The 26,870-nt window shown below is 63.9% G+C and carries 24 protein-coding genes; 11 read left to right on the forward strand and 13 right to left on the reverse strand.

Annotated elements, in window-relative coordinates:
- Nucleotides 1-26: 26 nt before the first annotated feature.
- Nucleotides 27-452, reverse strand: a complete 426-nt coding sequence (locus HX851_RS05065; RefSeq protein ID WP_177062053.1) for a VOC family protein — start codon at nt 450-452, stop codon at nt 27-29.
- A gap of 107 nt (nt 453-559) precedes the next feature.
- On the opposite strand from HX851_RS05065, the gene HX851_RS05070 reads away from it, so the two are divergent.
- Nucleotides 560-1,474, forward strand: coding sequence for a LysR family transcriptional regulator (locus tag HX851_RS05070; protein WP_256262800.1), 915 nt, complete (start codon nt 560-562; stop codon nt 1,472-1,474).
- A gap of 124 nt (nt 1,475-1,598) precedes the next feature.
- On the opposite strand, the gene HX851_RS05075 is transcribed toward HX851_RS05070, so the two are convergent.
- The 3 genes from HX851_RS05075 to HX851_RS05085 form a co-directional block, all read right to left on the reverse strand.
- Nucleotides 1,599-2,372, reverse strand: a complete 774-nt coding sequence (locus tag HX851_RS05075; RefSeq protein ID WP_177062055.1) for a MetQ/NlpA family ABC transporter substrate-binding protein — start codon at nt 2,370-2,372, stop codon at nt 1,599-1,601.
- A gap of 91 nt (nt 2,373-2,463) precedes the next feature.
- Complete coding sequence (locus tag HX851_RS05080) at nt 2,464-3,138, reverse strand: methionine ABC transporter permease (RefSeq protein ID WP_177062056.1); 675 nt, start codon at nt 3,136-3,138, stop codon at nt 2,464-2,466.
- Nucleotides 3,138-4,145 (reverse strand): methionine ABC transporter ATP-binding protein, encoded by a 1,008-nt coding sequence (locus HX851_RS05085; protein ID WP_177065210.1) that lies wholly within the window; start codon nt 4,143-4,145, stop codon nt 3,138-3,140. The genes HX851_RS05080 and HX851_RS05085 overlap by 1 nt, the downstream gene beginning before the upstream one ends.
- 239 nt (nt 4,146-4,384) lie before the next feature.
- Here HX851_RS05085 and katE point away from each other — a divergent pair, with 239 nt between their 5' ends.
- Entirely contained in the window at nt 4,385-6,538 is a 2,154-nt protein-coding gene (katE, locus tag HX851_RS05090; protein WP_177065211.1) for a catalase HPII, read from the forward strand.
- Between the two features lie 248 nt (nt 6,539-6,786).
- Here the strand turns inward: katE and HX851_RS05095 are convergent, their stop codons facing one another.
- Genes HX851_RS05095 through zur form a run of 4 tightly spaced genes read right to left on the reverse strand, consistent with a single transcriptional unit; the run spans nt 6,787 to nt 9,592 of the window.
- The gene (locus tag HX851_RS05095; RefSeq protein WP_177062062.1) at nt 6,787-7,503 is read right to left on the reverse strand and encodes a PA5502 family lipoprotein; all 717 of its coding nucleotides are present in this window, start codon (nt 7,501-7,503) and stop codon (nt 6,787-6,789) included.
- Nucleotides 7,504-7,540: 37 nt separating this feature from the next.
- Entirely contained in the window at nt 7,541-8,329 is a 789-nt protein-coding gene (gene znuB / locus HX851_RS05100) for a zinc ABC transporter permease subunit ZnuB (protein ID WP_017129208.1), read from the reverse strand.
- Complete coding sequence (gene znuC, locus HX851_RS05105) at nt 8,322-9,110, reverse strand: zinc ABC transporter ATP-binding protein ZnuC (protein ID WP_177065213.1); 789 nt, start codon at nt 9,108-9,110, stop codon at nt 8,322-8,324. Before znuC ends, znuB begins: the two co-directional genes overlap by 8 nt.
- Nucleotides 9,110-9,592 (reverse strand): zinc uptake transcriptional repressor Zur, encoded by a 483-nt coding sequence (gene zur / locus HX851_RS05110; protein ID WP_177062067.1) that lies wholly within the window; start codon nt 9,590-9,592, stop codon nt 9,110-9,112. The genes znuC and zur overlap by 1 nt, the downstream gene beginning before the upstream one ends.
- 59 nt (nt 9,593-9,651) lie before the next feature.
- On the opposite strand from zur, the gene HX851_RS05115 reads away from it, so the two are divergent.
- On the forward strand, nt 9,652-10,581 hold the full coding sequence (locus HX851_RS05115; protein WP_177062076.1) for a zinc ABC transporter substrate-binding protein: 930 nt from the start codon (nt 9,652-9,654) through the stop codon (nt 10,579-10,581).
- Between the two features lie 328 nt (nt 10,582-10,909).
- Here the strand turns inward: HX851_RS05115 and HX851_RS05120 are convergent, their stop codons facing one another.
- Together HX851_RS05120 and HX851_RS05125 are read right to left on the reverse strand one after the other, a co-directional pair.
- Nucleotides 10,910-11,860: a homoserine kinase gene (locus HX851_RS05120; protein WP_177062078.1), complete on the reverse strand. Its 951-nt coding sequence runs from the start codon at nt 11,858-11,860 to the stop codon at nt 10,910-10,912.
- A gap of 59 nt (nt 11,861-11,919) precedes the next feature.
- Entirely contained in the window at nt 11,920-12,210 is a 291-nt protein-coding gene (locus HX851_RS05125; protein WP_177062080.1) for a DUF2782 domain-containing protein, read from the reverse strand.
- 74 nt (nt 12,211-12,284) lie between these two features.
- Here HX851_RS05125 and polA point away from each other — a divergent pair, with 74 nt between their 5' ends.
- Nucleotides 12,285-15,095 (forward strand): DNA polymerase I, encoded by a 2,811-nt coding sequence (polA, locus tag HX851_RS05130; RefSeq protein WP_177062082.1) that lies wholly within the window; start codon nt 12,285-12,287, stop codon nt 15,093-15,095.
- Between the two features lie 375 nt (nt 15,096-15,470).
- Here polA and yihA read toward each other — a convergent pair whose 3' ends face one another.
- Nucleotides 15,471-16,115 carry a ribosome biogenesis GTP-binding protein YihA/YsxC gene (gene yihA / locus HX851_RS05135; protein WP_177062084.1) on the reverse strand — a complete coding sequence of 215 codons (645 nt, stop codon included), beginning with the start codon at nt 16,113-16,115 and terminating at the stop codon, nt 15,471-15,473.
- Nucleotides 16,116-16,304: 189 nt separating this feature from the next.
- Between yihA and HX851_RS05140 the strand changes: the two genes are divergently transcribed.
- The 7 genes from HX851_RS05140 (at nt 16,305) to HX851_RS05170 (ending at nt 23,709) form a co-directional block, all read left to right on the forward strand.
- Nucleotides 16,305-16,595, forward strand: a complete 291-nt coding sequence (locus HX851_RS05140) for a c-type cytochrome (RefSeq protein ID WP_177062086.1) — start codon at nt 16,305-16,307, stop codon at nt 16,593-16,595.
- 45 nt (nt 16,596-16,640) lie between these two features.
- Nucleotides 16,641-17,246 carry a c-type cytochrome gene (locus HX851_RS05145; protein ID WP_177062088.1) on the forward strand — a complete coding sequence of 202 codons (606 nt, stop codon included), beginning with the start codon at nt 16,641-16,643 and terminating at the stop codon, nt 17,244-17,246.
- A gap of 203 nt (nt 17,247-17,449) precedes the next feature.
- Nucleotides 17,450-18,100: a thiol:disulfide interchange protein DsbA/DsbL gene (locus HX851_RS05150; protein WP_017129198.1), complete on the forward strand. Its 651-nt coding sequence runs from the start codon at nt 17,450-17,452 to the stop codon at nt 18,098-18,100.
- A gap of 11 nt (nt 18,101-18,111) precedes the next feature.
- Nucleotides 18,112-18,969, forward strand: a complete 858-nt coding sequence (locus HX851_RS05155; protein ID WP_177065215.1) for an endonuclease/exonuclease/phosphatase family protein — start codon at nt 18,112-18,114, stop codon at nt 18,967-18,969.
- A gap of 19 nt (nt 18,970-18,988) precedes the next feature.
- Nucleotides 18,989-21,136: a GGDEF domain-containing protein gene (locus tag HX851_RS05160; protein WP_177065217.1), complete on the forward strand. Its 2,148-nt coding sequence runs from the start codon at nt 18,989-18,991 to the stop codon at nt 21,134-21,136.
- A 100-nt stretch (nt 21,137-21,236) separates the two neighbouring features.
- Complete coding sequence (locus HX851_RS05165; RefSeq protein ID WP_177062096.1) at nt 21,237-22,016, forward strand: N-acetylmuramoyl-L-alanine amidase; 780 nt, start codon at nt 21,237-21,239, stop codon at nt 22,014-22,016.
- A 76-nt stretch (nt 22,017-22,092) separates the two neighbouring features.
- Entirely contained in the window at nt 22,093-23,709 is a 1,617-nt protein-coding gene (locus HX851_RS05170; RefSeq protein WP_177062145.1) for an EAL domain-containing protein, read from the forward strand.
- Nucleotides 23,710-23,712: 3 nt separating this feature from the next.
- Here HX851_RS05170 and HX851_RS05175 read toward each other — a convergent pair whose 3' ends face one another.
- Both HX851_RS05175 and algB read right to left on the reverse strand, forming a co-directional pair.
- A complete protein-coding gene (locus HX851_RS05175) occupies nt 23,713-25,491 on the reverse strand; it encodes a KinB sensor domain-containing domain (RefSeq protein WP_177062098.1) in 1,779 nt (592 codons plus the stop codon).
- 10 nt (nt 25,492-25,501) lie between these two features.
- On the reverse strand, nt 25,502-26,848 hold the full coding sequence (gene algB, locus HX851_RS05180; RefSeq protein ID WP_177062100.1) for a sigma-54-dependent response regulator transcription factor AlgB: 1,347 nt from the start codon (nt 26,846-26,848) through the stop codon (nt 25,502-25,504).
- Between the last annotated feature and the right edge of the window lie 22 nt (nt 26,849-26,870).

Raw genomic sequence — 26,870 nt, forward strand, 5'->3', positions numbered from 1 at the left:
GAAAGGGCCCTAAAGGCCTCGGCTGATCACTTGGCGAACATCTGCCCGATATCCTTGAACGCCTTGAATTCCAGCGCATTGCCGCACGGGTCGAACAGGAACATGGTCGCCTGCTCGCCCACCTGCCCCTTGAAACGCACATAGGGTTCGATCACGAACCGTGTGTCCCGGGCCTTCAGCCGTTCGGCCAGGGCTTCCCACGCGTCCCACTCCAGCACCACGCCGAAATGCGGCACCGGCACGTCGTGGCCGTCTACCGGGTTGCTCAGTGCCTGTTCCTGGGCAGCACTCCTGGCCTGGTGGTGGATCACCAACTGGTGGCCGAAGAAATCGAAGTCCACCCAATGGTCGCTGCTGCGTCCTTCCGGACAGCCGAATACATCGCCGTAGAAATGCCGGGCCGCAGCCAGGTCATGGACGGGGATTGCCAGATGAAAGGGAGAGAGCGCCATGGCGGATACCGGAGACAGGAAATGAGCTTTCAGTCTAGCGATGATTATTTTGCTGAAAAGCGCATATTCTTGCCGTCGAGAGACAATTATTCTGTTGAGTGAGTCTGATGCTGCGTGAACTCAAGACCTTTATCCGCGTGTCCCGGGAAGGCACCTTTGTCGCGGCCGGGCAGCAGCTCGGCTTGACCCAGTCGGCGGTCAGCGCACAGATGCGGGTGCTGGAGCAGCACCTGGGCGTACGCCTGTTCGACCGCAGTGGCCGCGCGGCGGTGCTGAATGCCGCCGGACGCCATGCCCTGCCGCTGGCCGAGCAGATCCTTGCGCTGTATGGCGCGATGGCCTTGCCCACCGCCGCGGCGGAATGGCAGGGCGAGCTGCGCATCGGTGCCATCGCCACGGTCCAGACCGGCCTGCTGCCCCAGGCCTTGCCGAGGTTCCGGCGGGCGGCGCCACGGGTCGACCTGAAGCTGGTGCCCGGGGTTTCCCTCAATCTGTTGAGCCAGGTCGACGCCGGGGAACTGGACCTGGCACTGCTGATCAAGCCGCCCTTCGAGTTGCCCAAGGAATTGCTGGCGATCCCGCTGGCCAGCGAAGCCTTTGTGCTGATCGCGCCGTTGCAACTGCCGGGCGACGACCCGCTGCAACTGCTCGCCGAGCAGCCGTTCGTACGTTATGACCGGGGTTCGTTCGGTGGTCGGCTGGTCAGTCAGTTTCTGCGGGAACAGCGGATCCAGGTGCGCGATGTGCTGGAACTGGACGAGATCGAGGCGATTGCGCGGATGGTGGAGTGCGGGCTGGGAGTGTCGCTGGTGCCCAGGGCCGGGCTATGGCAGCAGCGGGCGGATCAGTTGCGGGTGATCGAGCTGGGTGAGCTGACCTTCGAACGCCAGCTGATCGCGGTATTGCGCCGCGCCCAGCGCCAGCCGGCACTGGATTGCCTGCTGGAGTGCCTGAGTGACGCTGATCGTTCCCACGCTCCGCGTGGTAACGCCTCTCAGGACGCTCCGCGTCCGCTGTTGTGACGCAGAGCGTCACGGACTGCATTCTTTGCTGCGCGTGAGAACGATCATGGCGTCCTCACGGGCCTCATCGCCGGCAAGCCGGCTCCTACAGGGTGTTGTGTTCGGCCGGGTATCCGTGCGTTGTTTAGAACGCCGGAACGATCGCACCCTTGTACTTCTCGAGGATGAAGGCTTTTACTTCAGGACTGTGCAGCGCCGCGACCAGTTTCTTCATGGCGTCCGAATCCTTGTCGTCCTCGCGACCCACCAGGATATTCACGTACGGCGAGTCCGAACCCTCGATGAACAGAGCGTCCTTGGACGGATCGAGCTTGGCCTCCAGGGCGTAGTTGGTGTTGATCAGCGCCAGGTCGACCTGAGTCAGCACGCGCGGCAGGGTCGCGGCTTCCAGTTCGCGGATCTTCAGGTCCTTGCTGTTTTCGACGATGTCTTTCGGCGTCGACAGGATATTGGTGGGTTCCTTCAACTTGATCAGACCGGCTTTCTGCAGCAGCAATAGCGCACGACCGCCGTTGGTGGCGTCGTTCGGGATCACCACGTTGGCGCCGCCCGGCAGGTCCGCGAGTTTCTTGTACTTGCTGGAGTAGGCGCCCAGCGGCTCCACGTGCACAGGGGCAAGACTGATCAGGTGGGTGCCCTTGGCCTTGTTGAATTCATCGAGGTACGGCTGGTGCTGGAAGAAGTTGGCATCCAGGCGCTTCTCGGCCACTTGCACGTTCGGCTGCACGTAATCGGTGAAAACCTTGACCTTCAGGTCCACGCCTTCCTTGGCCAGCGTCGGCTTGATGAATTCAAGGATTTCCGCGTGGGGCACCGGGGTGGCGGCAACGGTCAGGGTCTCGGCGGCATGGGCGGAGAACGCCGCGACGGCGGCAAAGGCAGCAAGCAGTTTTTTCATCTTACGACTCCATGTGAGGTGCCCGGAGCGGGCACCTGCCGGCTCGAAGCCAGCTGATTCTCGGTTGCGAAAGCGTGTTGTTTTGCAGCAGTTATTTCCGGGAGAAGCGTGCCACCAGCTTGTCACCGATGGTCTGCAGTACCTGCACCAGGACCACCAGCATGACCACGGTCACCAGCATGACATCGTTCTGGAAACGCTGATAACCATAGCGGATCGCCAGGTCGCCGAGGCCGCCGGCACCGACCACGCCGGCCATGGCGGTATAGCCCACCAGGGTGATGGTGGTCACGGTGATCGCCGCCAGGATGCCCGGGCGGGCTTCCGGCAACAGGGCATTGAAGACGATCTGGCGGGTGGTCGCCCCCATGGCCTGGGTGGCTTCGATAATGCCGCGATCGACTTCCCGCAGCGCGGTTTCCACCAAACGAGCGAAGAACGGCGCGGCACCGATCACCAATGGCGGGATGGCGCCGGCCACGCCCAGCGAGGTGCCGGTGAGGAACACGGTGGTGGGGATCAGCACGATCAGCAGGATGATGAACGGCAGCGAACGCACCACGTTGACCACGAAGGCCAGCGCCCCATAGGTCGCCTTGTGCTCCAGCAACTGGCGCGGGCTGCACAGGAACAGCAGCACGCCCAGCGGCAGGCCGAGCAGCACGGTGAACAGCAGCGAGCCGCCGAGCATCATCATGGTGTCGCCGGTGGCCTCCCAGATATCCGCCCAGTCGATATTGGCGAAAAAGCCCAGAAAAAGATCCATCAGCGCAATACCTCCATATGGACGTCCGCCGCGATGAAGCTGGCGAACGCTGCGTCCATGTCGCCGCCGGTGATGGCGAGCGTCAGTTGCCCATAAGGGGTGTCCTTGATGCGGTCGATGCGGCCGGCGAGGATGCTGTAGTCCACGCCGGTTTCACGGGCGATGGTGCCCAGCAGCGGCGCGTAGGTGGCGTCGCCCTGGAAAGTCAGGCGCACGATACGGCCCGGCACGTGGGCGAAGTCGTCACGCTGCTCGCCTTCGTCGATCTGTTCGTCTTCCTGCACGAAGCGCCGGGTGGTCGGGTGCTTGGGGTGCAGGAACACCTGCGCCACCGGCCCCTGCTCGACGATCACGCCGGCGTCCATCACGCCGACCACGTCGCAGACCCGACGGATCACATCCATCTCATGGGTGATCAGCACGATGGTCAGTTTCAGTTCACGGTTGATCTCGGCCAGCAGTTGCAGGACCGATGCGGTGGTTTGTGGGTCGAGGGCACTGGTGGCCTCGTCGCACAGCAGGATCTTCGGCTTGGTCGCCAGGGCGCGGGCAATGCCGACGCGCTGCTTCTGGCCGCCGGACAGCTGGGCCGGGTATTTCTTCGCATGGTCGGACAGACCGACGCGCTGCAGCAGCTCGGCGACGCGCTGGTCGATTTCCCGACGGGACAGTTCACCGGCCAGGGTCAGCGGCAGCGCGACGTTGTCGGCGACGGTCTTGGAGGCCAGCAGGTTGAAGTGCTGGAAGATCATCCCGACCTGCTGGCGGAAGCGTCGCAGGCCGCCGGCGTCGAGGGCGGTGACTTCCTCGCCGTCCACCGTGATCGTCCCGCCGCTGGGCGCTTCCAGGCGGTTGATCAGGCGCAGCAGGGTACTTTTACCCGCGCCGGAATGACCGATCAGGCCGAATACCTGGCCATCCTCGACACGCAGGCTCGTCGAATGCAGGGCGGGAATATCCTTACCGGCGACCCGGTAGGTTTTATGGACGTTATGAAACTCGATCACGTAGCGAACCTTGTGGGGCGCAATGGAAATAGGTCAGCGGTTAGCCGGGCGCGCATTTTAGCCTGTCCGTATAGAGGCGATTAGCATTTATTTCGCATTCAACCTGTCATTTGGCAATAACGCGATCAATGGTCAGAAAAAAGGAACGGCGCAAATCATCGACAGTCACTCCTAAGGCAACTCGAATCTTGCCCCATTGTCCGGCATGACCGGGCGACTGCAAACGAGGAGTCTGTCTGATGAGTACCAAGAAAACCCCTGCAACCCAGCGCGCGGCCGCAAAGAGCCAGCTGGCGGGAACCGATACCCTGGATCGCGGCAACAGCAACGGCAAGCTCGACAGCCTGGAGCCCTTCCGCTCGGACGCCACCGGCCAGGCGTTGCGCACCAACCAGGGGGTGAAGGTCGCCGATAACCAGAACACCCTCAAGGCCGGCGCGCGCGGGCCCTCCCTGCTGGAAGACTTCATCATGCGTGAAAAGATCACGCATTTTGACCATGAGCGGATTCCGGAACGCATCGTTCATGCCCGGGGTACGGCCGCCCATGGTTACTTCCAGAGCTACGCGAACCATGGTGCGCTGACCAAGGCCGGCTTTCTCCAGGACCCCGCGGTCAAGACGCCGGTCTTCGTGCGTTTCTCCACGGTCCAGGGGCCGCGCGGTTCCGGCGATACGGTGCGCGACGTGCGCGGTTTTGCGGTGAAATTCTTCACCGATGAGGGCAACTTCGACCTGGTCGGCAACAATATGCCGGTGTTCTTCATCCAGGATGCGATCAAGTTTCCCGACTTCGTCCACGCGGTGAAACCCGAACCCCACAACGAAATGCCCACGGGCGGCTCGGCCCACGACACTTTCTGGGATTTCGTCTCGCTGGTGCCGGAGTCGGCGCACATGGTGATCTGGGTCATGTCCGACCGGGCGATTCCGAAGAGCCTGCGGGCCATGCAGGGTTTTGGCGTACACACTTTCCGCCTGATCAATGCCGAGGGCCGTTCGAATTTCGTCAAGTTTCACTGGCGCCCCACGGTCGGCACTTGTTCGCTGGTGTGGGACGAAGCGCAGAAGCTGGCGGGCAAGGACACCGATTTCCACCGCCGCGACCTCTGGGAGTCGATCGAGAGCGGCGACTACCCCGAGTGGGAGTTCGGTGTGCAGATCATTGCCGAGGAGGACGAGCACAGGTTCGACTTCGATATCCTCGACCCGACCAAGCTGGTCCCCGAGGAACTGGTGCCCATCACACCGCTGGGCAAGATGGTGCTCAACCGCAATCCGGACAGTTTCTTCGCCGAGACCGAGCAGGTCGCGTTCTGTCCCGGGCACATCGTGCCGGGGATCGACTTTTCCAACGACCCGCTGCTGCAAGGCCGGCTGTTTTCCTATACCGATACGCAGATCAGCCGCTTGGGCGGGCCGAACTTCCATGAGATCCCGATCAACCGGCCCGTGGCGCCTTTCCACAGCAGCCAGCGCGATGCCCAGCACCGCACGGTGATCGACAAGGGGCGGGCTGCCTATGAGCCCAATTCGATCGATGGCGGCTGGCCGAAGGAAACCCCGCCCGCTGCCCGCGAGGGCGGTTTCGAGAGTTATCCCGAGCGTATCGACGCGACCAGGATCCGCCAGCGCAGCGAGTCCTTCGGCGATCACTTCTCCCAGGCGCGGCTGTTCTTCAACAGCATGAGCCGCCATGAGAAGGAACACATCATTGCCGCCTACAGCTTCGAGCTGGGCAAGGTCGAGCGGGAAACCATCCGTGCTCGTCAGGTCAACGAGATCCTGGCCAATATCGACCTGGAACTGGCCGGGCGCGTCGCCGCCAACCTCGGTTTGCCGGCGCCGAAAACCGCCAGCGTGGCGCCGCGCAAGACGGATCTGGCGCGGTCGCCGGCGCTGAGCCAGGCGAACCTGCTGCCGGGGAACATCAAGACGCGCAAAGTGGCGATCCTGGCGGCCAACGGCGTCGATGGTGCGGCGATCGTAGCGCTGAAGAAGCTGCTCGCGGCAGAGGGCGCCCATGCCCGGCTGCTCGGGCCGACCTCGGCCCCGGTGACCACGGCCGATGGCAAGAGCCTGGCGGTGGACGGTTCGATGGAGGGCTTGCCGTCAGTGGCCTTCGATGGGGTCTACGTGCCGGGTGGCGAGGCCTCGGTCAAGGCGCTCGCCGGCAACGGCGTGGCCTTGCACTACGTGCTGGAGGCGTACAAGCACCTGAAGGCGATTGTCCTGCACGGTGAGGCGAAACAGTTGCTGGAGGTGCTGCATTTGCAGGCGGATGCGGGGTTGATCGTCGGTAGCGATGCCAAGGCGCTGAAGGTCTTTGTGGCGGCGCTGGCCCAGCATCGGGTCTGGGAGCGGGAGGAAAGGGCCAAGGCGGTGCCGGCTTGAGCGCGGCGGTGCGGGGCTCAGGGGCCTCTTCGTCGGAATGCCGCCCAGCTCCCACATGATCGTTCCCACGCTCCGCGTGGTAACGCCGCCATGGACGCTCCGCGTCCGCTCTTGTGACGCAGAGCGTCACCGGCTGCATTCCCACGCTGGAGCGTGGGAACGATCAAGCTTCGCGGGCAAGCCCGCTCCCACAGCGTCACGGGCGATCATCATCCTCTGTGGGAGCCGGCTTGCTGGCGATGGCGGTGCTACGGCTTGCGCGGAGTCAAGACCACCTGGGCCTGCACCTGCCGGTCGATCTGCTTGTCCATCTGCAGGGCAAAGGCCGGGTCGAGTTTCTTCACCCGTTTCTCCAGCAAGGTCGCCAGCCATGGATAATCCAGGGTGCGCGGGACCTGGAAGGTGACCGTGCACTGGTAATTCACCACGTCCGCCGCCAGCGCATCCATCTGTTTGCGCAGTTGTGCGATGTCCTGGATGTTCAGGGCGATGGTGCTGCTTTCGGCGCTGGGATCGATCAGTCGGGCAGCCGGCTTGGCTTCGGCGGCCTTGAGGGCGGCTTCGGCCTTGTCCAGCTCGACCTTGCGGGCCTGGGCAATGGCACCGTTGACGCCACCGGTCAGGGCCGGGGCCTTGGGCATCAGGGCCCGGGCACGACTCAGGGCGGTGGCCGCGGCGTTGACGTCACCCTTCTGCAGCACGATCTGGCTGCGTTGCAGATAGGCTTCGGCCAGTTGCCGCTGGTAGGGCACGAGCTGCGGGTCGTCCGCGGACTGTGCCTGCAAGGCGGCCAGTTGATCTTCGGCGGTGGCCAGTTCGTTGCTGTTGATGCTCTGCTCCAGCGCGGCAATCGCCGTGGCCCGGGCATCGGGCACTGCGGTATCGGCCGGCGGGGTGCTTTGGCAGGCACCCAACAGCAGGGAAAATGCGACAAGGAGCAGATAACGGGAGGCGGACAGCTTCATTCCTGCGACTCTCTAATTGCGCAAAAAACGAGCAAGTCTACACCCCTCTGCGTGGCAGGACAAAACTCAGCAGAAACAACCCGGCGGCGGTGACCACGATCGACGGGCCGGCGGGGGTGTCCTTGAACCAGGAAAGCGCCAGCCCGCCGCACACCGCGAGCATCCCCAGGACGCTGGCGCCGAGGGCCATCTGTTCCGGCGAACGGGCATGACGCTGGGCCGCCGCCGCCGGAATGATCAGCAGCGAGGTGATCAACAGCACGCCGACGATCTTCATCGCCACCGCGATCACCACGGCGATCAGCAGCATCAGCGCCATGCGCAGGGTCGCCACCGGCAGGCCTTCGACCGTTGCCAGTTCTTCGTGCACGGTGATCGCCAGCAGCGGCCGCCAGAGGCTGACCAGCAACACCAGCACCGCCGCGCTACCGCCGAGGATCCAGGCCAGGTCGGTGCTGCTGATCGCCAGCAGGTCGCCGAACAGGTAGGCCATCAGGTCGATGCGCACTTCGTGCATGAAGCTCAGGACCACCAGTCCGAGGGACAGCGTGCTCGGGGCGAGAATCCCCAGCAGCGTGTCGGACGCCAGCGGCTGGCGCTGTTGCAGGGTCACCAGCAGCACCGCCAGCAGCAGGCAGCCGACGGTCACGGCGAGGGTCGGGCTGACATCCAGCAGAAAGCCCAGGGCCACGCCGAGCAGGGCGGCGTGGGACAGGGTGTCGCCGAAGTAGGCCATGCGCCGCCAGACCACGAACGAGCCCAGCGGGCCCGCCACCAGCGCCAGGGCCAAGCCTGCGAGCAGGGCGTAGAGCAGAAAATCAGCCATGCTTGCAGCTATCTCCGTGAACGTGGGCGTGGGCCGCCGGGGCCTCTTCGCTGACCACCGCGCCATGCAGGTCATGGGCGTGGTCGTGATGGTGGTGATAGATCGCCAGGCTCTGCGCGTTCTTGCCGAACAACTCGACGAAGGCCGGGTCGCCGCTGACCTGCTCGGGGTGCCCGGAGCAGCAGACATGGCGGTTGAGGCAGACCACCTGGTCGGTGGTGCTCATCACCAGGTGCAGGTCGTGGGAAACCATCAGCACGCCGCAGCCGTGGCGGTCGCGCAACCGGGTGATCAGACTGTAGAGCTCGGCCTGGCCGGCGACGTCGACGCCCTGCACCGGCTCGTCGAGCACCAGCAGCTCGGGTTCGCGCAACAGCGCCCGGGCCAGCAGCACGCGCTGCATTTCTCCGCCGGAGATGCTTTGCACCGGGCTGTCGATCACCTGTTCGGCACCGACTTCGCCCAGGGCCGCCATCGCCCGGGCGCGATCGACACCCGGTACCAGGCGCAGGAAGCGCAGCACCGACAGCGGCAGGGTCGGGTCGACGTGCAGCTTCTGCGGCATGTAGCCGACCCGCAGCTTCGGCTTGCGCCAGACACTGCCACGCTCCGGCTTGAGCAGGCCGAGCACGGCGCGTACCAGGGTGGTCTTGCCCGCGCCGTTGGGGCCGATCAGGGTGACGATCTGCCGGGGCTCGACGCTCAGGTGAATGTTGTCGAGCACGTTCTGCCCGGCAAAGGTCACGCCCACCTGCTCAAGGCGAATCAGCGCAGTGCTCATCAGGCCCCCTGGCAACCCGAGCAGAGCCCGACCACTTCGACGGTCTGCGCCTCGACGACGAAGCCGACATCCTTGGCGCCCTGGACAATCGCGTCGCTGATGGCCTTCTGTTCGAGCTCGATGGCCGCGTGGCAGCTGCGACAGATCAGGAACTGACCCTGGTGGGCGTGTTCCGGGTTGTTGCAGCCGACAAAGGCGTTGAGCGAGGCGATGCGGTGGACCAGGCCGTTGTCCAGCAGGAAGTCCAGCGCCCGATAGACCGTCGGCGGCGCGGCGCGGCGGCCGTCCTGCTCGCTGAGCACGGCGAGGATGTCGTAGGCGCCCAGCGGCTTGTGGCTCTGCCACACCAGTTCCAGCACCCGCCGCCGCAGGGCGGTCAGGCGCAGGCCTTGCCGCGCGCACAGGGCATCGGCCTCGGACAGCGCGCTGTGCACGCAGTGAGAGTGATCGTGGGGACGACTGGCAAGGGGTGTTTTAGGCATGTGAGCGGCGACGATTGTTGTGAGAGACGTTATTATGTTACCTGTTCCTGCCGCCTTGAGTGCCCATCGTGTCCCGTCTTTTTACCTTTTTTGTCGCTTTAAGCGCCGGTTTGTTCGTGATCGGCCCTGTCCAGGCCCAGGTCAACGTCCTGACCAGCATCAAGCCCCTGCAACTGATCGCCGCCGCGGTGCAGGACGGTGTGGACACGCCCGAGGTGCTGCTGCCGCCGGGGGCTTCGCCGCACAACTATGCGCTGCGGCCTTCCGATGTGCGCAAGGTGCAGTCGGTGGATCTGCTCTACTGGATCGGTCCGGACATGGAAAGCTTCCTGCCACGGGTACTCAAGGGCCGCAGCCTGCCGACCGTGGCGGTGCAGGACCTGCCGGGCATGAAGTTGCGCCGCTTCGCCGAAGACAGCCATTCCCATGCCGAAGACGCCGATGAGCACGATCACGACCACCGTCCGGGCTCGCTGGATGCGCACCTGTGGCTGTCGACGGTCAATGCCCGGGTGATCGCCGCGCGCATGGCCGCCGACCTGAGCAAGGCCGATCCGGCCAACGCCCAGCGCTACCAGCACAATGTCGAGGCTTTCGACGGTCGCCTGGATGCACTGGATGCCCGCCTGAAAGCGCGCCTGGCCGGCGTTGCCAACAAGCCGTACTTCGTTTTCCACGAGGCTTTCGATTACTTCGAAGATGCCTACGGGCTCAAGCACACCGGCGTGTTCAGCGTGGCCGCCGAAGTGCAGCCGGGCGCCCAGCATGTCGCGGCAATGCGCACGCGCCTGCAGGAAGTCGGCAAGACCTGTGTGTTCAGCGAGCCGCCGTTGCGCCCACGCCTGGCCGAGACACTGGTGTCCGGCCTGCCGGTGAAACTGGCGGAACTGGATGCCCTGGGCGGCTACACCCCCGCGGCGGCTCATGGTTATGAACAGGTGCTGGAGAAGCTCGGCAATGACCTGGCGGGCTGCCTGGAATCCCTGTAGGGCTTGCCAGCGATGAGGCCCTTGAGTCCTGCATCGCCCGACCGGCCGCCATCGCCGGCAAGCCGGCTCCTACAGGAGGCTTGTGTCGTCCGCCAAACCGGTGTTCACCACAACTCCCTGTAGGAGCTGGCTTGCCAGCGATGGGGCCCTGGAGGCTTGCGTCGTCTGATCGGCCGCCATCGCCGGCAAGCCGGCTCCTACAGGAGGCTTGTGTCGTCCGCCAAACCGGTGTTCACCACAACTCCCTGTAGGAGCTGGCTTGCCAGCGATGAGGCCCTGGAGCCTTGCGTCGTCTGATCGGCCGCCATCGTTGGCAAGGGGGACGGTTTTACAGGGCAAACGGCAGCGGCGTGCTGATCTTCTGCCGCTGCGCCAGGCGCAGCTGGAACTCCATCGGATCATGAATCAGCACGTCCTGCCCGGCAAAGGACTCGGCGGCGATCAGGCGTGACAGCCAGAACCGCACGCAGGCCACCCGCAGCAGGGTCGGCCACAATTCGGCCTCGGCCGCGGTAAAGGGTCGCAGGCCGGCATAAGCTCCCAGCAGTGCCCGCGCCCGTTGGCCGTCGATCTGGCCGGCGTCATCCGAGCACCAGTCGTTCAAGGCAATAGCCACGTCATACAGCATCGGCCCGGAGCAGGCGTTGTAGAAGTCGATCAGGCCGGTCAGGTGCGTGCCTTCGAACATCGCGTTGTCGCGAAACAGGTCGGCGTGGATATTCGCCCGTGGCAAGGCCAGGATCTGCGTCTTGCGCTGGCTGATCTCGTCCAGTGCCGCCTGCAGCAGGGCCTGGGGTTCGGCGCTCAGGTGCGACATGAACTGGCCGCCCTCTTCGAGCATCCAGTCCAGACCGCGATCGGTCCGGCGTTCGAGGATCTTGTCGCGGGTCGCCAGGTGCAGGTGGCCGAGCAGTTCGCCCACCTGCGCGCAATGCTGGGCATTGGCCTGCTTGATGTGCTTGCCGGCCAGGCGCGGTTGCAGCAGCGCCGGCTTGCCGGCCAGTTCGCGCAGGGCCTGGCCGTCGGTGGTACGCAGGGCGTAGGGCACCGGCAGGTCGGCGCCATGGAGCACGTCCAGCAGGTCGATGAAGAACGGCATTTCCTGGACCGGTCCGCGCTCCACCAGGGTCAGGACGTACTCGCCCTTCTCCAGGCTGATAAAGAAATTGGTGTTTTCGCTACCGGCGGCAATTCCCTGGAAATCGAGCAAGCGACCGAGCCCATAAGGGGCGAGAAAGGTTTCCAGCTCGGGCCGAGCCAGGGGGGTGAACACAGACATGGTTAGAACTGCCAGTACGGGCGCCGCGAATCGAGCCGGCGCCGATCAAGGTTAAAGGGCTATTTCCATTCGAAGATCTTCCATGACGGAATCAGCATATCCGGCTGGTCCGAGCGGATAAAGTTTGCATCACTTCCGTCGGCGCGCACCAGGAAGTAAGGCGGGGCACCCTTGGGGGTGACCTTGATGGCGTACAGAAAGCCATTTTGCCGGTATTCCTGGATGACTTTATCGCCTTCCGTGCGAATGGTTACTTCTGGATCGGCCGAGGGTGCGTCATCCGCGGCAATGGCCGCCAACGGAGTGATTGCAAACAGGCCGGCCAACAACAGGCGATTGAGCGTGCTCATGATAACCTTGTCCCTTTGTCGTCAACGGTCCCGCTATTCTAGCGCCGGACCCGCCGAAAAGGTTGATCGTGCTCATGAGCAAAGCCCCTCTCGTCCTGGTGGACGGTTCTTCGTACCTCTACCGCGCGTTTCACGCGATGCCGCCGCTCACCACTTCCAAAGGTCTGCCGACCGGCGCGGTGAAGGGCGTCCTGAACATGCTCCGCAGCTTGCGCAAGCAGTACCCGGACAGCCCGTTTGCCGTGGTCTTCGATGCCAAGGGCGGGACCTTTCGCGACGAGATGTACGCCGACTACAAGGCCAACCGGCCGAGCATGCCCGATGACATGCGCGTGCAGATCGAACCGTTGCATGCCAGCGTGCGCGCCATGGGCTTCCCGTTGCTGTGCGTGGAAGGCGTGGAGGCCGACGATGTGATCGGCACACTCGCCCGCAGCAGCGCGGCGGCGGATCGCCCGGTGGTGATTTCCACCGGCGACAAGGACATGGCGCAGTTGGTCGACGGGCACATTACCCTGGTCAACACCATGAACGAAACGTCCATGGACGTGGCTGGCGTGAAGACGAAGTTTGGCGTCGCTCCCGAGCAGATCATCGACCTGCTGGCGCTGATGGGTGATTCTTCCGACAACATTCCCGGGGTCAAGGGTGTGGGCGAGAAGACTGCCGTGGCCCTGCTGGTGGGGGTCAACGGTGGCCTCAAAGAGCTCTACGCCAACCTCGACCTGGTACCGACCCTGCCTATCCGCGGGGCGAAGACCCTGCCGGCCAAGCTGCTCGAACACGAGGAGATGGCCTTCCTGTCCTACCGGCTGGCGACGATCAAGATCGATGTGCCGCTGGATATCGGCCTGGATGACCTGCATCTGGGCGAGCCGGACCGGGAAAAGCTGGCCGAGCTGTATGCCACGCTGGAGTTCAAGAGCTGGATCGATGAGTTGCAGCGCGAAGCCAGGCGCGCCGAGCTGCAGGCCGTCGCCGAGGTCGCCCCGGCAGCTTCCGAACCGGTGGCCGGGGAGCCGGTCGAAGCACCGGAGCCGGTTGCCAGCGAGCCGCAGTACGAGACCATCCTCGACCAGGCGCGCTTCGAGGCCTGGCTGCAGAAGCTCAAGGACGCCAAGCTGTTCGCCTTCGATACCGAAACCACCGGGATCGATGCCCAGCAGGCGCAGCTGGTCGGGCTGTCCTTTGCCGTGAAGGCCAACGAAGCGGCCTATATCCCGCTGACCCATTCCTATATCGGCGTACCGCAGCAACTGGATCGTGACAGCGTGTTGCTGGCGCTGAAACCGCTGCTGGAAGACCCGGACAAACTCAAGGTCGGCCAGCACGCCAAGTACGACATGAATATCCTCGCCAATTGCGCCATCGGCGGCGATCAGGCGCAGGGCATCACCGTGCGCGGCATTGCCTTCGACACCATGCTCGAATCCTATGTGCTGAACTCCACCGCGACCCGTCACGACATGGACAGCCTCGCGAAGAAGTACCTCGAACATGACACCGTCAGCTTCCAGGACATCGCCGGCAAGGGCGCCAAGCAACTGACCTTCGACCAGATCCCCCTCGAACAGGCGGGCCATTATGCGGCGGAAGACGCCGACGTGACCCTGCGCCTGCACCAGGTGCTGCATGAGCAACTAGCCGCCATTCCGAGCCTGGCCAGCGTGCTCAGCGATATCGAGATCCCGCTGGTGCCGGTGCTGGCCCGGATCGAGCGCCAGGGTGCGCTCGTGGACAAGGACCTGCTGGGTGTCCAGAGCATCGAGCTGGGCAACAAGATGGTCGAGCTGGAGCGCCAGGCGTTCGAGATCGCCGGCGAAGAGTTCAATCTCGGTTCGCCCAAGCAACTGGGGGTCATCCTCTACGAGAAACTCGGCCTTCCGGTGCTGAAGAAGACCGGCAAGGGCCAGGCCTCCACCGCCGAGGAAGTCCTCGCCAAGCTGGCCGAAGACGACTATCCGCTGCCCAAGGTGCTGATGCAGTACCGCTCCATGAGCAAGCTCAAGAGCACCTACACCGATCGCCTGCCGGAACAGATCAACCCGCGTACCGGGCGTATCCACACCTCCTATCACCAGGCCGTGGCCGCCACCGGGCGCCTGTCCTCCAGCGATCCGAACCTGCAGAACATTCCCGTGCGCACCGCCGAAGGGCGGCGCATCCGCCAGGCGTTTGTCGCGCCCAAGGGCTACAAGCTGCTGGCGGCGGACTACTCGCAGATCGAGCTGCGGATCATGGCCCACCTGTCGAAGGACGAAGGCCTGCTCAATGCCTTCCGTGACAACCTCGACGTGCACACGGCCACGGCGGCCGAGGTGTTCAAGGTCGAGCTGGGCGAGGTCACTTCCGACCAGCGGCGCAGCGCCAAGGCGATCAACTTCGGTCTCATCTACGGTATGGGGGCGCAGAAGCTGGGCAAGGACATCGGCGTCGACACCAAGACCGCCAAGGCCTATATCGATGTCTACTTCGCCCGTTACCCCGGCGTTCGCGAGTATATGGAACGCACCCGCGGCCAGGCGTCGGAACAGGGCTACGTCGAGACCCTGTTCGGCCGCCGGTTGTACCTGCCGGATATCCATTCCAACCGGCCCCAGGAGCGCGCGGCCGCCGAGCGTACGGCGATCAACGCGCCGATGCAGGGCACCGCGGCGGACATCATCAAGAAAGCGATGGTCAAGGTCGACAACTGGCTGGCCAGTTCGGGCCTGGACGCCAAGGTCATTCTCCAGGTGCACGACGAACTGGTGCTCGAGGTGCGTGAGGACCTGGTGGCCGAGGTCAGCGAGAGGATCCGCGAGCACATGAGCGGCGCGGTGCAGCTGGATGTACCGTTGCTGGTGGAGGTCGGGGTGGGTAACAACTGGGACGAGGCGCACTGAGCCCGGATGCGCCGCGCTCATCTGTAGGAGCCGGCTTGCCGGCGATGAGGCCCTTGAGGCTTGCTGCGCCCATCCGGACGCCATCGCCAGCAAGCCGGCTCCTACGGAAACGGCATCGAAAGGCCATTAGTTCTGAAATGTTCGGGTGCTATGCCAAATAGTTTTTGAAGCGGCTCGGAACTAAATGAGTGAAACCGGACTCAGAGTTACTGAATGGCTGGTGAAGCCCTTCGATGCTCCTATGTTGTGTTAAGTGTTGGCAGATATTCTGGACCCCGCCCTAGCGGTCCGGAACTTGGACCCCGAACTTCCCCTCCCCATACGAAGTCCGGGGTTTTTTTTGCGCGGAAGCCGGCAAGCCGGCTTCAACAATGGCTATTCGGCCTGCCCTTCGCTGCCCTTGTCCGCCAGTTCCATCCAGTCCGCCAGCACAGTGTAGGCTTCTTCCAGGCCCATGCGCTTGGGCGCGGAGAACAACTGGATGGTCACCGCGTCGCCCCAGCCCTTGCGGATTTCCGCCTGGACCTTGAGCAGGGTGTTCTTCGCCGCGCCATAGGTCAGCTTGTCCGCCTTGGTCAGCAGGATGTGCATCGGCATGCCGCTGGCAATCGCCCAGTCGAGCATCAGCAAGTCGAAGTCGGTCATTGGATGACGGATGTCCATCATCAGGATCAGGCCCTTCAGGCTCTCGCGGCTGCCCAGGTAGGCTTCCAGGTGACGCTGCCAGTGCTGCTTGAGCGGAATGGGTACTTTTGCATAACCGTAGCCCGGCAGGTCGACCAGACGGCGATCATCGTCTAGCTTGAAGAAGTTCAACAGCTGTGTGCGTCCCGGGGTTTTCGAGGTACGCGCCAGGCTGGCATGGGTCAGGGTGTTCAGCGCGCTGGACTTGCCGGCATTGGAACGGCCGGCGAAGGCCACTTCAAAGCCTTCGTCGTCCGGACACTGGTCGACTTTGGCCGCGCTGAGCATGAAGGTGGACTGTTGGCACAGGCCGAGAATGGGGTTCTTGAGTTGCATGGGATTTCCGATGTGGGCGGTGCCGGGGAGGCGCGACAAGCTGTGTCGTTTCCGTTTCAGTAGCGCCAGTATATAATGCCGCAGATTTTGTGTGCGCTTTGTCCCAACGTAGGATGAAGAACACGGGGACGATTGACCCAGGCTGCGCAATAGAACGCGGCACGTTCCCAACCCTGAAAAGGTCGTTTCATGACTAGATGGCTGCTCGTTGTCGGTGTCTTGATGCCGCTTTACGGCGCTCAGGCTACACAGGATCCGGAAGCCGTGTACAACCGTGTTTGCAGCGCCTGTCATGCCGGACAGTTGCCGATGGCCCCGCAGAAGGGCGATCAGGCCGCCTGGAAGCCAAGAATGGCCCAAGGCATGGATGTGCTGGTGCAACACGTGACTCAGGGTTTCAAGGCGATGCCGCCGCGTGGTTTGTGCATGGACTGCAGTGCCGAGGATTACCGAAGCATCATCCACTGGATGAGCGAGTAAGCCCGGTCCATAACTCTTAACCCTTAGCCGTAGTTGGATTAGCTGATGAACAAATTGATCGTGAGTCTGCTGTTGACCCTGGGGATCACCGGCCTCGCCCATGCCGCAGGCGACGCCGCTGCCGGTCAGGCAAAAACCGCTGTGTGTGGTGCCTGCCATGGTCCTGATGGCAACAGCCTGGCGCCCAACTTTCCAAAACTGGCGGGCCAGGGTGAGCGTTACCTGGACAAGCAGATGCACGACATTAAGTCGGGCAAGCGCACCGTCCTGGAGATGACCGGCCTGCTGACCAACCTCAGTGACCAGGACATTGCCGACATCGCCGCCTACTTCTCCAGCCAGAAAGGCAGCGTCGGTGCCGCCGATCCGAAGGTCGTGGCTCGCGGCGAGGCGTTGTTCCGTGGCGGTAACCTGGCCGAGGGCATGCCGTCCTGCACCGGTTGCCACTCGCCCAACGGCGTGGGCAATGCTGCCGCCGGCTTCCCGCACCTGGGCGGACAGCACGCGCAATACGTCGCCAAGCAACTGACCGATTTCCGCGAAGGCGTGCGTACCAACGACGGCGATGCCAAGATCATGCAGAGCATTGCCGCGAAGCTGAGCAACAAGGATATCGAGGCCGTCTCCAGCTATGTGCAGGGCCTGCACTGAGGTGCAATCGGACGAGCGGGTGAAAGAGGCAAACCTTTCCCCGCGTTAATGATCGATTAATCCTTCGCTGCAACGATAAAAGGGTGGCCTTGGCCGCCCTTTTTTGTGGCCGCTGCCGTTACACTAACGAACTAAGAGCCCGCTCGGTCTGTCTGAAATACAGGTCGCGACGGAAGCGACGTCTTAATGTCCAGGAGTAAAGCATGCGTAATCTGATCCTCAGCGCCGCACTCGTCACCGCCAGCCTGTTCGGCATGACGGCCCAGGCAGCCGACGTACCGTTGAAACCCGGTGAGACCTATGTGGAGCTGAAGAACCCGGTGCCGATTTCGGAGCCCGGCAAGATCGAAGTGGTCGAGCTGTTCTGGTACGGCTGCCCGCATTGCTACGCTTTTGAACCGACCATCAATCCATGGGTCGAGAAGCTGCCGGCGGACGTGCACTTCGTGCGCATCCCCGCCATGTTCGGCGGCCCGTGGAATGCCCACGGCCAGCTGTTCCTGACCCTGGAAGCCATGGGTGTCGAGCACAAGGTGCATGCCGCGGTTTTCAACGCCATCCAGAAAGAGCACAAGAAGCTGCTCGACCCTGCGGAAATGGCCGATTTCGTCGCCACCCAGGGCGTGGACAAGGACAAGTTCCTGGCCACCTTCAACTCCTTCGCCATCAAGGGCAAGATCGTCCAGGTCACCGAACTGGCCAAGAAGTATGAAGTCAGCGGCGTACCGACCATGATCGTCAACGGCAAGTACCGCTTCGACCTCGGCACCGCTGGTGGTCCGGAAGCCGCGCTGAACGTGGCCGATCAGCTGATCGCCAAAGAGCGGGCGGCCGGCGCGACAGCCGCCAAGTAAGGCGCCCGGCCATGGCTCGCTGGGGTTCGGAACGCATCGTTGGCCTGCATGAGCCGAAGGTCAACGAACACCATCTGGAAGCCAGCGGCCTGCCGGCGGACAACCGCCTGAGGCTGCTCAGTTTCAATATCCAGGTCGGTATCAGTACCCAGCGTTACCGGCATTACCTGACCCGTGGTTGGCAGCACCTGCTGCCGCACCCCGGGCGGGCCGACAATCTGCAGAAGATCGGCGGCCTGCTCGGCGATTTCGACTTGGTGGCCTTGCAGGAAGCCGATGGCGGCAGCCTGCGTTCGGGCTACATCAACCAGGTCGAGCACCTGGCCCAGCTCGGGGCCTTTCCCTACTGGTACCAGCAGCTCAATCGCAATCTCGGCCGCCTGGCCCAGCACAGCAACGGCGTGCTCAGCCGCCTGCGCCCCTGGGCGATCGAGGATCACCCGCTGCCCGGTCCTGCCGGTCGCGGGGCCATCCTCGTGCGTTTCGGCGAAGGTCCGGACGCGCTGGTGGTGGTCATGATGCACCTGGCGCTGGGCGCCCGTACGCGGACCCGGCAACTGGCGTATATCCGCGAGCTGATCGGCGGCTTCAGGCACCAGGTGTTGATGGGCGACATGAACACCCACGCCAGTGACCTGCTGCAACACTCGCCCCTGCGTGACCTGGGGCTGATCGCACCACAGGTCGAGGCGACCTTTCCCAGTTGGCGCCCACAGCGCTGCCTTGATCATATTTTGCTCAGTCCTACCCTGACCCTGGAGCGGGTCCAGGTCCTCGCCCAGCCGATTTCCGACCATTTACCGGTTGCCGTGGAAATTCGCCTGCCAGGTTCCATCGGTTCTGATACGTTGCCGGCCTTGAGTAGCTAAATCTCGCGGACGCCGTGCAATGAGCAGCGAAGAAGCCCAGCGCTGGAAAGAGAAGTACCTTAAAAGCATCGAACAACAGGAAAAGCTCGAGCGTCGCTGGGATGCTCGCCTGGACTTGCTGCGCCGTGGGCTGGTGCGCAGCACCCTGGCGGCGGAAGGTACCGATCGCGCGGTCGACCAGTGCATGAAGGAAATGCGCGAGGTGGTGCGCACCGACGACATGGACGGGCCCCTGGCGGCCTTGTTGCCACGCCTGGAAAAAGCCGTGCTCGATTCCGAGCAACGGCGTGAGACCCGTGTCGAACAGATCAGCAGCGCATTGACGGCGCTGGTCACCCAGCTCCAGTCCCTGCCGCTGCCGCGAGAAGTGAGCAGGCCGCTGAAGAATTTCGCCAAGCAGCTCGATGGCCGGGTCGGCCAGGCCCGCGAGATTCCCTTGCTACTCAGCGAATTGAGCGGTTTGCAGGGCAAGGCCCTGACCCAGCTTGAACAGCCTGTCGGGCCGGAGCGTCCGGGATTGTTGCAGCGTTTGTTCGGGTCGAAAGAGACGGTGGAGCCGGCGACCGGCGTCGCACCGCTCCAGGCACAGGAAGTCGCCGCTACTGCGACCGCCGCGCCAGTGGCTTCGCCGCTGTCGGTCGAGCCTGCGGCGGCGCTTGATCGCACGCCACCCGCGCCCGAGCCTGTCATCCCAGCCGTTGCCGCCCCTGTGGCGGTCGCGCCCGTTACCGAGCCGCCCGCTCCCGCCGTCGCTGCTATCGAGCCAGAATCAGAGCACGAGACGGCGTTGCCGACGGCCCCCGCCGAGGTGGTCGCCTACACGCCGCCGGTGGTGCTCTCCGAGGCGGCCGTTGCGCCTGCCAGCATGCCTGCGCCGGTGGTCAGCGATGTCGCGGTCGCGCCCGTGGTCGAGGCTGTCCCGGCAGCGCTGACGGAACCCGCGCCTGCCTCTGTTGCAAGCCCCGACCAGCCCGAAGCGGTCACACACGTGCCGCCCCCAGCGCTGGCATTTCTCGACAGCCTGCCATTGCCCTTGGTGATGGCCGAGGCCCTGGCGGCGGTCGATCCCGAGGACCCCGAACCGGATGTGCTCTACGCCCTGCCGGAATCGCCGGAGCCGTCCTACAGCTCCGTGGCCGAACACATTGAGTCCACCCTGCTCGGCCTGCTGGACGACCTGACGCTGCCCGAACGCCATCGCCCCCATGCCGAAGCCATGCGTCACCGCCTCGAACATGGGCTCAACTGGTACGAATTGCTGCCGATCCTCGACGATCTGGCAGTGCTGATGCTGGCGATCAACGACAGCGGGCAGCACGAGTTCGAGGTGTATCTCCAGCAGCTCAATGAGCGCCTGGAATCGTTCCAGACTCATCTCCAGGCGGCCAGCGAAGGCCACGCCGAAGGCCGCTCGGCGGCGAATGACCTGCACAGCCAGTTGCGCGAGCACGTCGGTGGCTTGCAGAGCAGTGTGCAGGACGCTGCTGACCTCGACAGCCTCAAGCATGTGCTGGAAAACCGCCTCGAAGGCCTGCTGGGCACCATGGACCAGCATCAGCAGCAACGCGACTTGCGTGAACAGGAAGTCGCCGGCCGCCTGCAAAGCCTGGCCGAGCGTGTCGCGCACATGGAGCAGGAAGCCCAGGGTTATCGCGATCACCTCGAAGAACAACGGCAGAAGGCCCTGATCGATCCGCTCACCGGCTTGCCCAACCGCGCGGCCTGGAGCGAGCGCCTGGACCACGAAGTCGCGCAATGGCAGCAGCATGGCAATACCCTGCTGATCGCCATGCTCGACCTCGACCATTTCAAGCGGATCAACGACAACTACGGCCACCTGGCCGGCGACAAGGTGTTGAAGATCATCGCCAGCGTGTTGCGCAAGCGCCTGCGCCCCAGCGACTTCATCGCCCGTTTCGGCGGCGAGGAATTCGTTCTGCTGGTACCGGGCACGCCAGTGGCGGCGGGGCTCAAGCTCGCCGAAAGCCTGCGGGCGGCGATTGAAGCCTGCCCTTTCCACTTCAAGGGCGAGCGCGTCACCATCACCGTGTCGATCGGAGTCTCGGCATTCAAGGCCGGCGAGCGCAGCGATCATGTGCTCAAGAGAGCCGATGAGGCGTTGTACCGGGCCAAGGATGCCGGGCGCAACCGGGTGGAAACGGGCTGAACGGGACCTGTCGTTTTGTGACAGAGTCTTGCTTTGGCCGGTGCCGGGGCCTGGCGTACGTTATGCTAGTGCGTTACTGCCCAGGCTTGTCATCTCTCTCATGAAATTGCTCCCTCTCCTTTTCGCGGCCCTGGTGCTTGCGGGCTGCTCCAGCGGTCCACGCATCGACAGCAGCCACCCATCGGTCAATCACGATAATCGCGTGCAGTTCGTCGTCGTCCACTACACCTCGGCGAATATGGAAAACTCGTTGCGCCTGCTGACCCACGGCCAGGTCAGCAGTCATTACCTGATCGGCGACAACAATCCCGCGACCATCTACAAGCTGGTGGATGAAAGCCAGCGCGCCTGGCACGCCGGGGAAAGCGAGTGGCAGGGGCGTACCTGGCTCAACTCCAGCTCGATTGGCATCGAAATCGTCAACCCTGGGTTCCGCGACACCCCTGCCGGGCGCGTCTGGTACCCTTACAGCGAAGCCCAGGTGCAGGCCTTGATCGTCCTGCTCAAGGACATCGTCAAGCGCAACAATATCGAGCCGCGCCATGTGATCGGCCACAGCGATATCGCCCCCTTGCGCAAACAGGATCCGGGTCCGCTGTTCCCCTGGAAACGCCTGGCCGCCGAAGGCCTGGGGGTGTGGCCGGACGAACAGGCCGTGGCCCGCCAGCAGGAGGCCTACGCCTATCAGTTGCCGAGTGCGACCTGGTTCCAGCAGCAACTCCAGTACCTGGGTTACAGCACGCCGCAGACCGGCGAATGGGATGTGGCCACGCGGCATGTGCTCGCGGCGTTCCAGATGCACTTCCGTCCGGCACGTTTCGATGGCGTGGCCGATGTGCAGAGTGCGGCGATCCTGCAGGTGCTCAACCGGTCAAAATAACGTCACCGCCGGACGGTCAGCGCTATTTTGCCAATCAGTTGCTATAACTCATTGGTAATTCTTCGGATATTCCATGATGCCGGCCGCTCGCGAGACGTTGCGCTCCTGGTTCCATCGTCCCTGGTCGCTGGCGTTGCTCGCGGCCCTGTTCAGTGCTGCCTTGCTGCTGAGCGGCAGCCTGGGCGTGGTGGTGCGCCAGGTCCGGCAGCATGAAAGCGAGCAGATGAATGCCCAGGGCCAGCGTTTCCTCGAACGCCTGGAGCAGCTTTTCGGCCAGTTGCGTGAAGGGCTCGATCTGCTCGAGGCCCAGCCCTTGCGTGATTGCGACGCGCAGATGATCGATACCCTGCAGCAATTGGGTTTCAGTTACCGGTTTATCTACGAAGCGTTCTACATCGATGCCGTCCAGTCCTGTTCCAACCGGCCCCGGCAGGACTCTCAGGTTTCCACGCGGGCGCCGGACATTCGCGGTCCGACCTACAGCTACTGGCTCAACACCTCGACCCAGCCCAACGACAACCTCGCGGCCCTGATGCTCGGGCGCGGCAACTTCCGCGTGTCGACCTCCCGCGGCCATCTGACCGATGTCGTCGAGCTGCCGCCCGGCGCCAGCCTGCTGGTGGTGGTCAATCACGGCAAGCGGGCGATTCCGGTCCTCGGTCCGATCCAGGAATGGCCGCCCAAGGGCTGGACGAGCCAGGGTAATGACCCGCTGCTGATCACTGATCAGGAATTGATCTATCGCATGCCGACCCGCACCCCCGAGTATCAGTTGGTGATGGTGGCCCCGCGCAGCGCCATGCAGTTGCAGTTCAACCCGCTCTGGTGGTGGCTGCTGCCCGCCAGCCTGTTGATCGCGGCCTGTATCGGTGGCCTGACGCTGCAGTTCGCCCGGCAGCGGCAATCGCTCAATGGCGAGTTGCAGGGGGCGTTGCGCCGGGGTGAGCTGCAGGTGTTGTACCAGCCGATCTTCGAATTGAGCAGTCGCCATTGCGTCGGTGCCGAGGCGCTGATCCGCTGGCGTCGTCCGGACGGCACGCTGACCAGTCCGGACCTATTCATTCCCCTGGCGGAAGACACCGGGCAGATCCGCCAGATCACCGACTTTGTCCTGCAGCGCCTGCTGGAGCAGCTCGGGCCGGTGCTGCGGGCCAATCCGCAGCTGTATATCTCGGTCAACCTGGCGGCGTGCGATGTGATGGTCCCGCGTATCGGCGAAGTCATCGGCCGCCTGTTGCGGGCGCACAAGGTGGCGGCCAGCCAGATTGCCTTTGAAGTGACCGAGCGCGGCCTGATCGATGTGGTGGTGGCGCGGGACAACCTGCAGGCCTTGCGCGATGTCGGGCACCAGGTGCTGATCGACGACTTCGGTACCGGTTACTGCAGCCTCGCCTACCTGCAGACGTTGCCGGTGGATTGCCTGAAGATCGACAAGGCGTTTATCGATGCCCTGGGACATGACGCCGCCAGCAGCGGTGTCGCGCCGCATATCATCCGCATGGCCCATGCCCTGCAGTTGCGGGTGATTGCCGAAGGCATCGAGTATGAGGCCCAGGCCATGCTGCTCAGTAGCGAAGGCGTCAACTACGGACAGGGCTGGCTGTTCGCCCAGGCGCTGACCGCGGTGCAGTTTATCGAGATGATCACCCGTGGCCGGCGCCTGACCGCAAGGCGCCTGGATGACGAGGCCTAGGGCCTAGAGCGGCAGCGCCATATAGAACTGGGTACCCTGCCCCGGTCTTGAGTAGACCCCCATGCGCCCGCCATGCAGTTGGACAATTTCCTTGCACAGCGCCAGGCCGAGACCGGCCCCGCCTTTCTTGCGTCCGACCTGGACGAAGGGTTCGAAGATCCGCCCCTGCTGGCCGTAGGCGATACCTTCGCCGTTGTCTTCGACGCTGATGATCACCCGCTCGCCATGTCGCCGCGCCTGCAGGCGGATCTGCCCGCCCTCGGCGGTGTGGCGCAGGGCGTTGTCCAGCAGGTTGTCGATCACCCGATCGAGTTGCGGGTGGTCGGCATGCAGGCGTGGCAGCGGCGGCTGGACTTCGATCTGCAGGTCGATACCCTGGCCGAGGGCCTGGTCGGCAAAGCGCTCGCGGGCTTTTTCCAGCAGCTCCTCGATATCGCAGGGCGTCAGCGTGAGCTTTTGCAGGCCATTCTGGTAACGCGAGAAATTCAGCAGGTCATTGATCAGTTGCATCAGCCGCTGCATTTCTTCGTTGACCGTGTTCAGCAGGTCCGCTTCCCGCGACTCGCTGTCGAAATGCACGCGCTCCTGCAACAGACCGAAAGCCATGTGCATGCCGGTCACGGGGGTGCGCAGTTCGTGGGAGGCGCGCAGGACGAACTCGCTGCGCACGCGCTCGAAGGCTCGCTGCTCGGTGACGTCGTGCAGCACCATCACCGCGCCGAGGATATGGCCCTGAGGATGGCTGACCGGCGTCAGGCTGTAGGTCAGCAGGCGGGACTCGCCTTCGACCTCGACTTCGAGGTCTTCCGGTGCCCGTTCCAGGCTGCCGCCGCGCAGGATCAGGCTCAGTTGTTCGTCCAGCTCCGGCCGCCCGAGGGCTTCGCCCAGGCCCTGGCCGAGACGTTCGGCGTCCCAGCCCAACTGGCGCTGGGCCACTGGATTGAGGTGTTCCAGGTGACCCTGACGATCGATCATCAGCAACCCGTCGTCGATGCTGTCGAGCACCGACTGCAAGCGCTGCTGGCCGGCCAGCAGTTCATCGATATTGGTCGCCTGATGCTGGCGCAGGGCCTCGGCCATGAGGCCGAAGCGTCGGGTCAGCTGGTTCATTTCATCGGCTGAAGAGATCGGCAGGGTGACTTCGAAATTGCCCTGGCCGATATGGTCCGCCGCCTTGGCCAGTGCCTCGATCGGTGCACCGAAACGCTGGGCGATACCGTGGGCGGTGATAAAGCCGATGATCAGTACCGCCAACCCGACAACCCCCAAGAGGCCGGCGATCAGCAGGGCGCGGTTGCGGGCGTCGCTTTGCGTGGAACTGATATTGCCCAGGGCCTGCTTGTGCTCGACGATCAGGCCGTTGCGCAGGGTGTTGAAGCTGGCGGTGAGTTCGTCGTTGCCGACCATCCCGCTGCGTGAGCGCTCGAAGACCTGCAGGAAGTTCTCGTAGTCGATCCGGGCCTGGGCGAAGCCGCCGCGTACATCGCTGTTCTGCTCATGGTCGATGCCTTCGCGCAGCAGCTCCAGGTAGTGCGTGCGCGAGGCCTGGAGGGCTGCCTGGTCGGGGTTCTCGCTGAGCATGATGATCAACTGGTCGCCCAGGCTTTGGCGCAGCTTGAGGCCGAGGTCGAGGGTGATGAAGTTGTCGCTGACCAATGACTCCTGGTTCTTGGCCATCTGCATCACGCTGACCAGGCCCAACAGCAAGCCCAGCAGGGCCACGGTGATCAGTGCCGAAATGCTCAGGAACAAGCGGGTACGCAACTTCATCGCCAGCTTCATGAGGCGCGCCTCACAGGTTGTACTGTTTGCGTTTGCGGTACAGCGTCGAGGCGTCTATGCCCAGGGTCTTGGCCGCCTGGTCCAGCGTGTCGCTGGTGGCCAGGACAGCACCGATATGAGCTTTCTCCAGCTCGTCCAGGCTCATCGAGGCACCGATGCGCGGGGCATTGTTGGTCGGTTGCTCGGCCATGCCGAGGTGGCCGATCTCCACGCGCTCCTGCGGGCAGATGATGCTGGCACGTTCGACCACGTTGCGCAGCTCGCGGATATTGCCCGGCCAGCGGTAGTTGATCAGCGCTTCGCGGGCTTCGTCGCTGAAGCCGCGGGCGGGCCGTGCATACTCCTTGACGAAGCGCGCGAGGAAACGGTCGGCGAGGGTCAGGATGTCCTCGCTGCGCTCGCGCAGGGGCGGCAGGTGCAGGGTGATGACGTTCAGCCGGTAGAGCAGGTCTTCGCGGAAGCGCCCGTCGCGCACCATGTCTTCCAGGTTCAGGTTGGTGGCGGCGAGGATGCGTACATCGGCGCGACGGGTTACCGGGTCGCCGACGCGTTCGTACTCCTTGTCCTGGATGAACCGCAGCAGCTTGGGTTGCAGGGTCAGCGGGAAATCGCCGATCTCGTCGAGGAACAGCGTCCCGCCGTCGGCCTGGTTGACCCGGCCCAGGGTGCTTTCGCTGGCGCCGGTAAAGGCACCCCGGCTATGGCCGAACAGTTCGCTTTCCATCAGTTCAGCGGTCAGCGACGGGCAGTTGATGGTGACGCAGGATTTCTTCGCGCGTTTGCTCCAGCCGTGGATGGCCCGGGCCAGTTCGCCCTTGCCGGTCCCGGACTCGCCGAGAATGAGGATGTTGGCATCGGTGCCGGCGACCTGGCGGGCGGTTTCCAGCACCGCCATCATCGACGGGCTGTGGGAGTCGAGGCCGTCCTTGGGTTTGCGCACTTCGCCTTCGAGGGCTTCGAGGCGTGCGGACAGTTGCCGGACCTCCAGTTGCTTGGCCGTGGCCAGGCGCAGTTGGTCGGGGCTGCAAGGCTTGACCAGATAGTCGGCGGCGCCGGCCTGGATCGCATCGACCGCGGTATCGACGGCAGAGTGGGCCGTGACGATCACCACCCGCATCCAGGGTGCCTGGATGCGCATCTGCGCCAGCACGTCGAGGCCGTTGTCCTCGCCCAGGCGCAGGTCGAGGAAACACAGGTCGAACACCTGGCGCTGTAGCAGGGTATCGGCCTGGGCGGCGCTGTTGGCCGTGGCGACGCTGTAGCCTTCATCTTCCAGGCAGTAGCGAAAGGTGCGAAGGATGGCGGACTCATCATCCACCAGCAGAATGCGGCCTTGGTGTTCCGTGGCTGATTCCATGTCCCACGCTCCTTAATATGAA

The organism is Pseudomonas gingeri (assembly GCF_013385635.1).
GTDB classification, from domain to species: domain Bacteria; phylum Pseudomonadota; class Gammaproteobacteria; order Pseudomonadales; family Pseudomonadaceae; genus Aquipseudomonas; species Aquipseudomonas gingeri_A.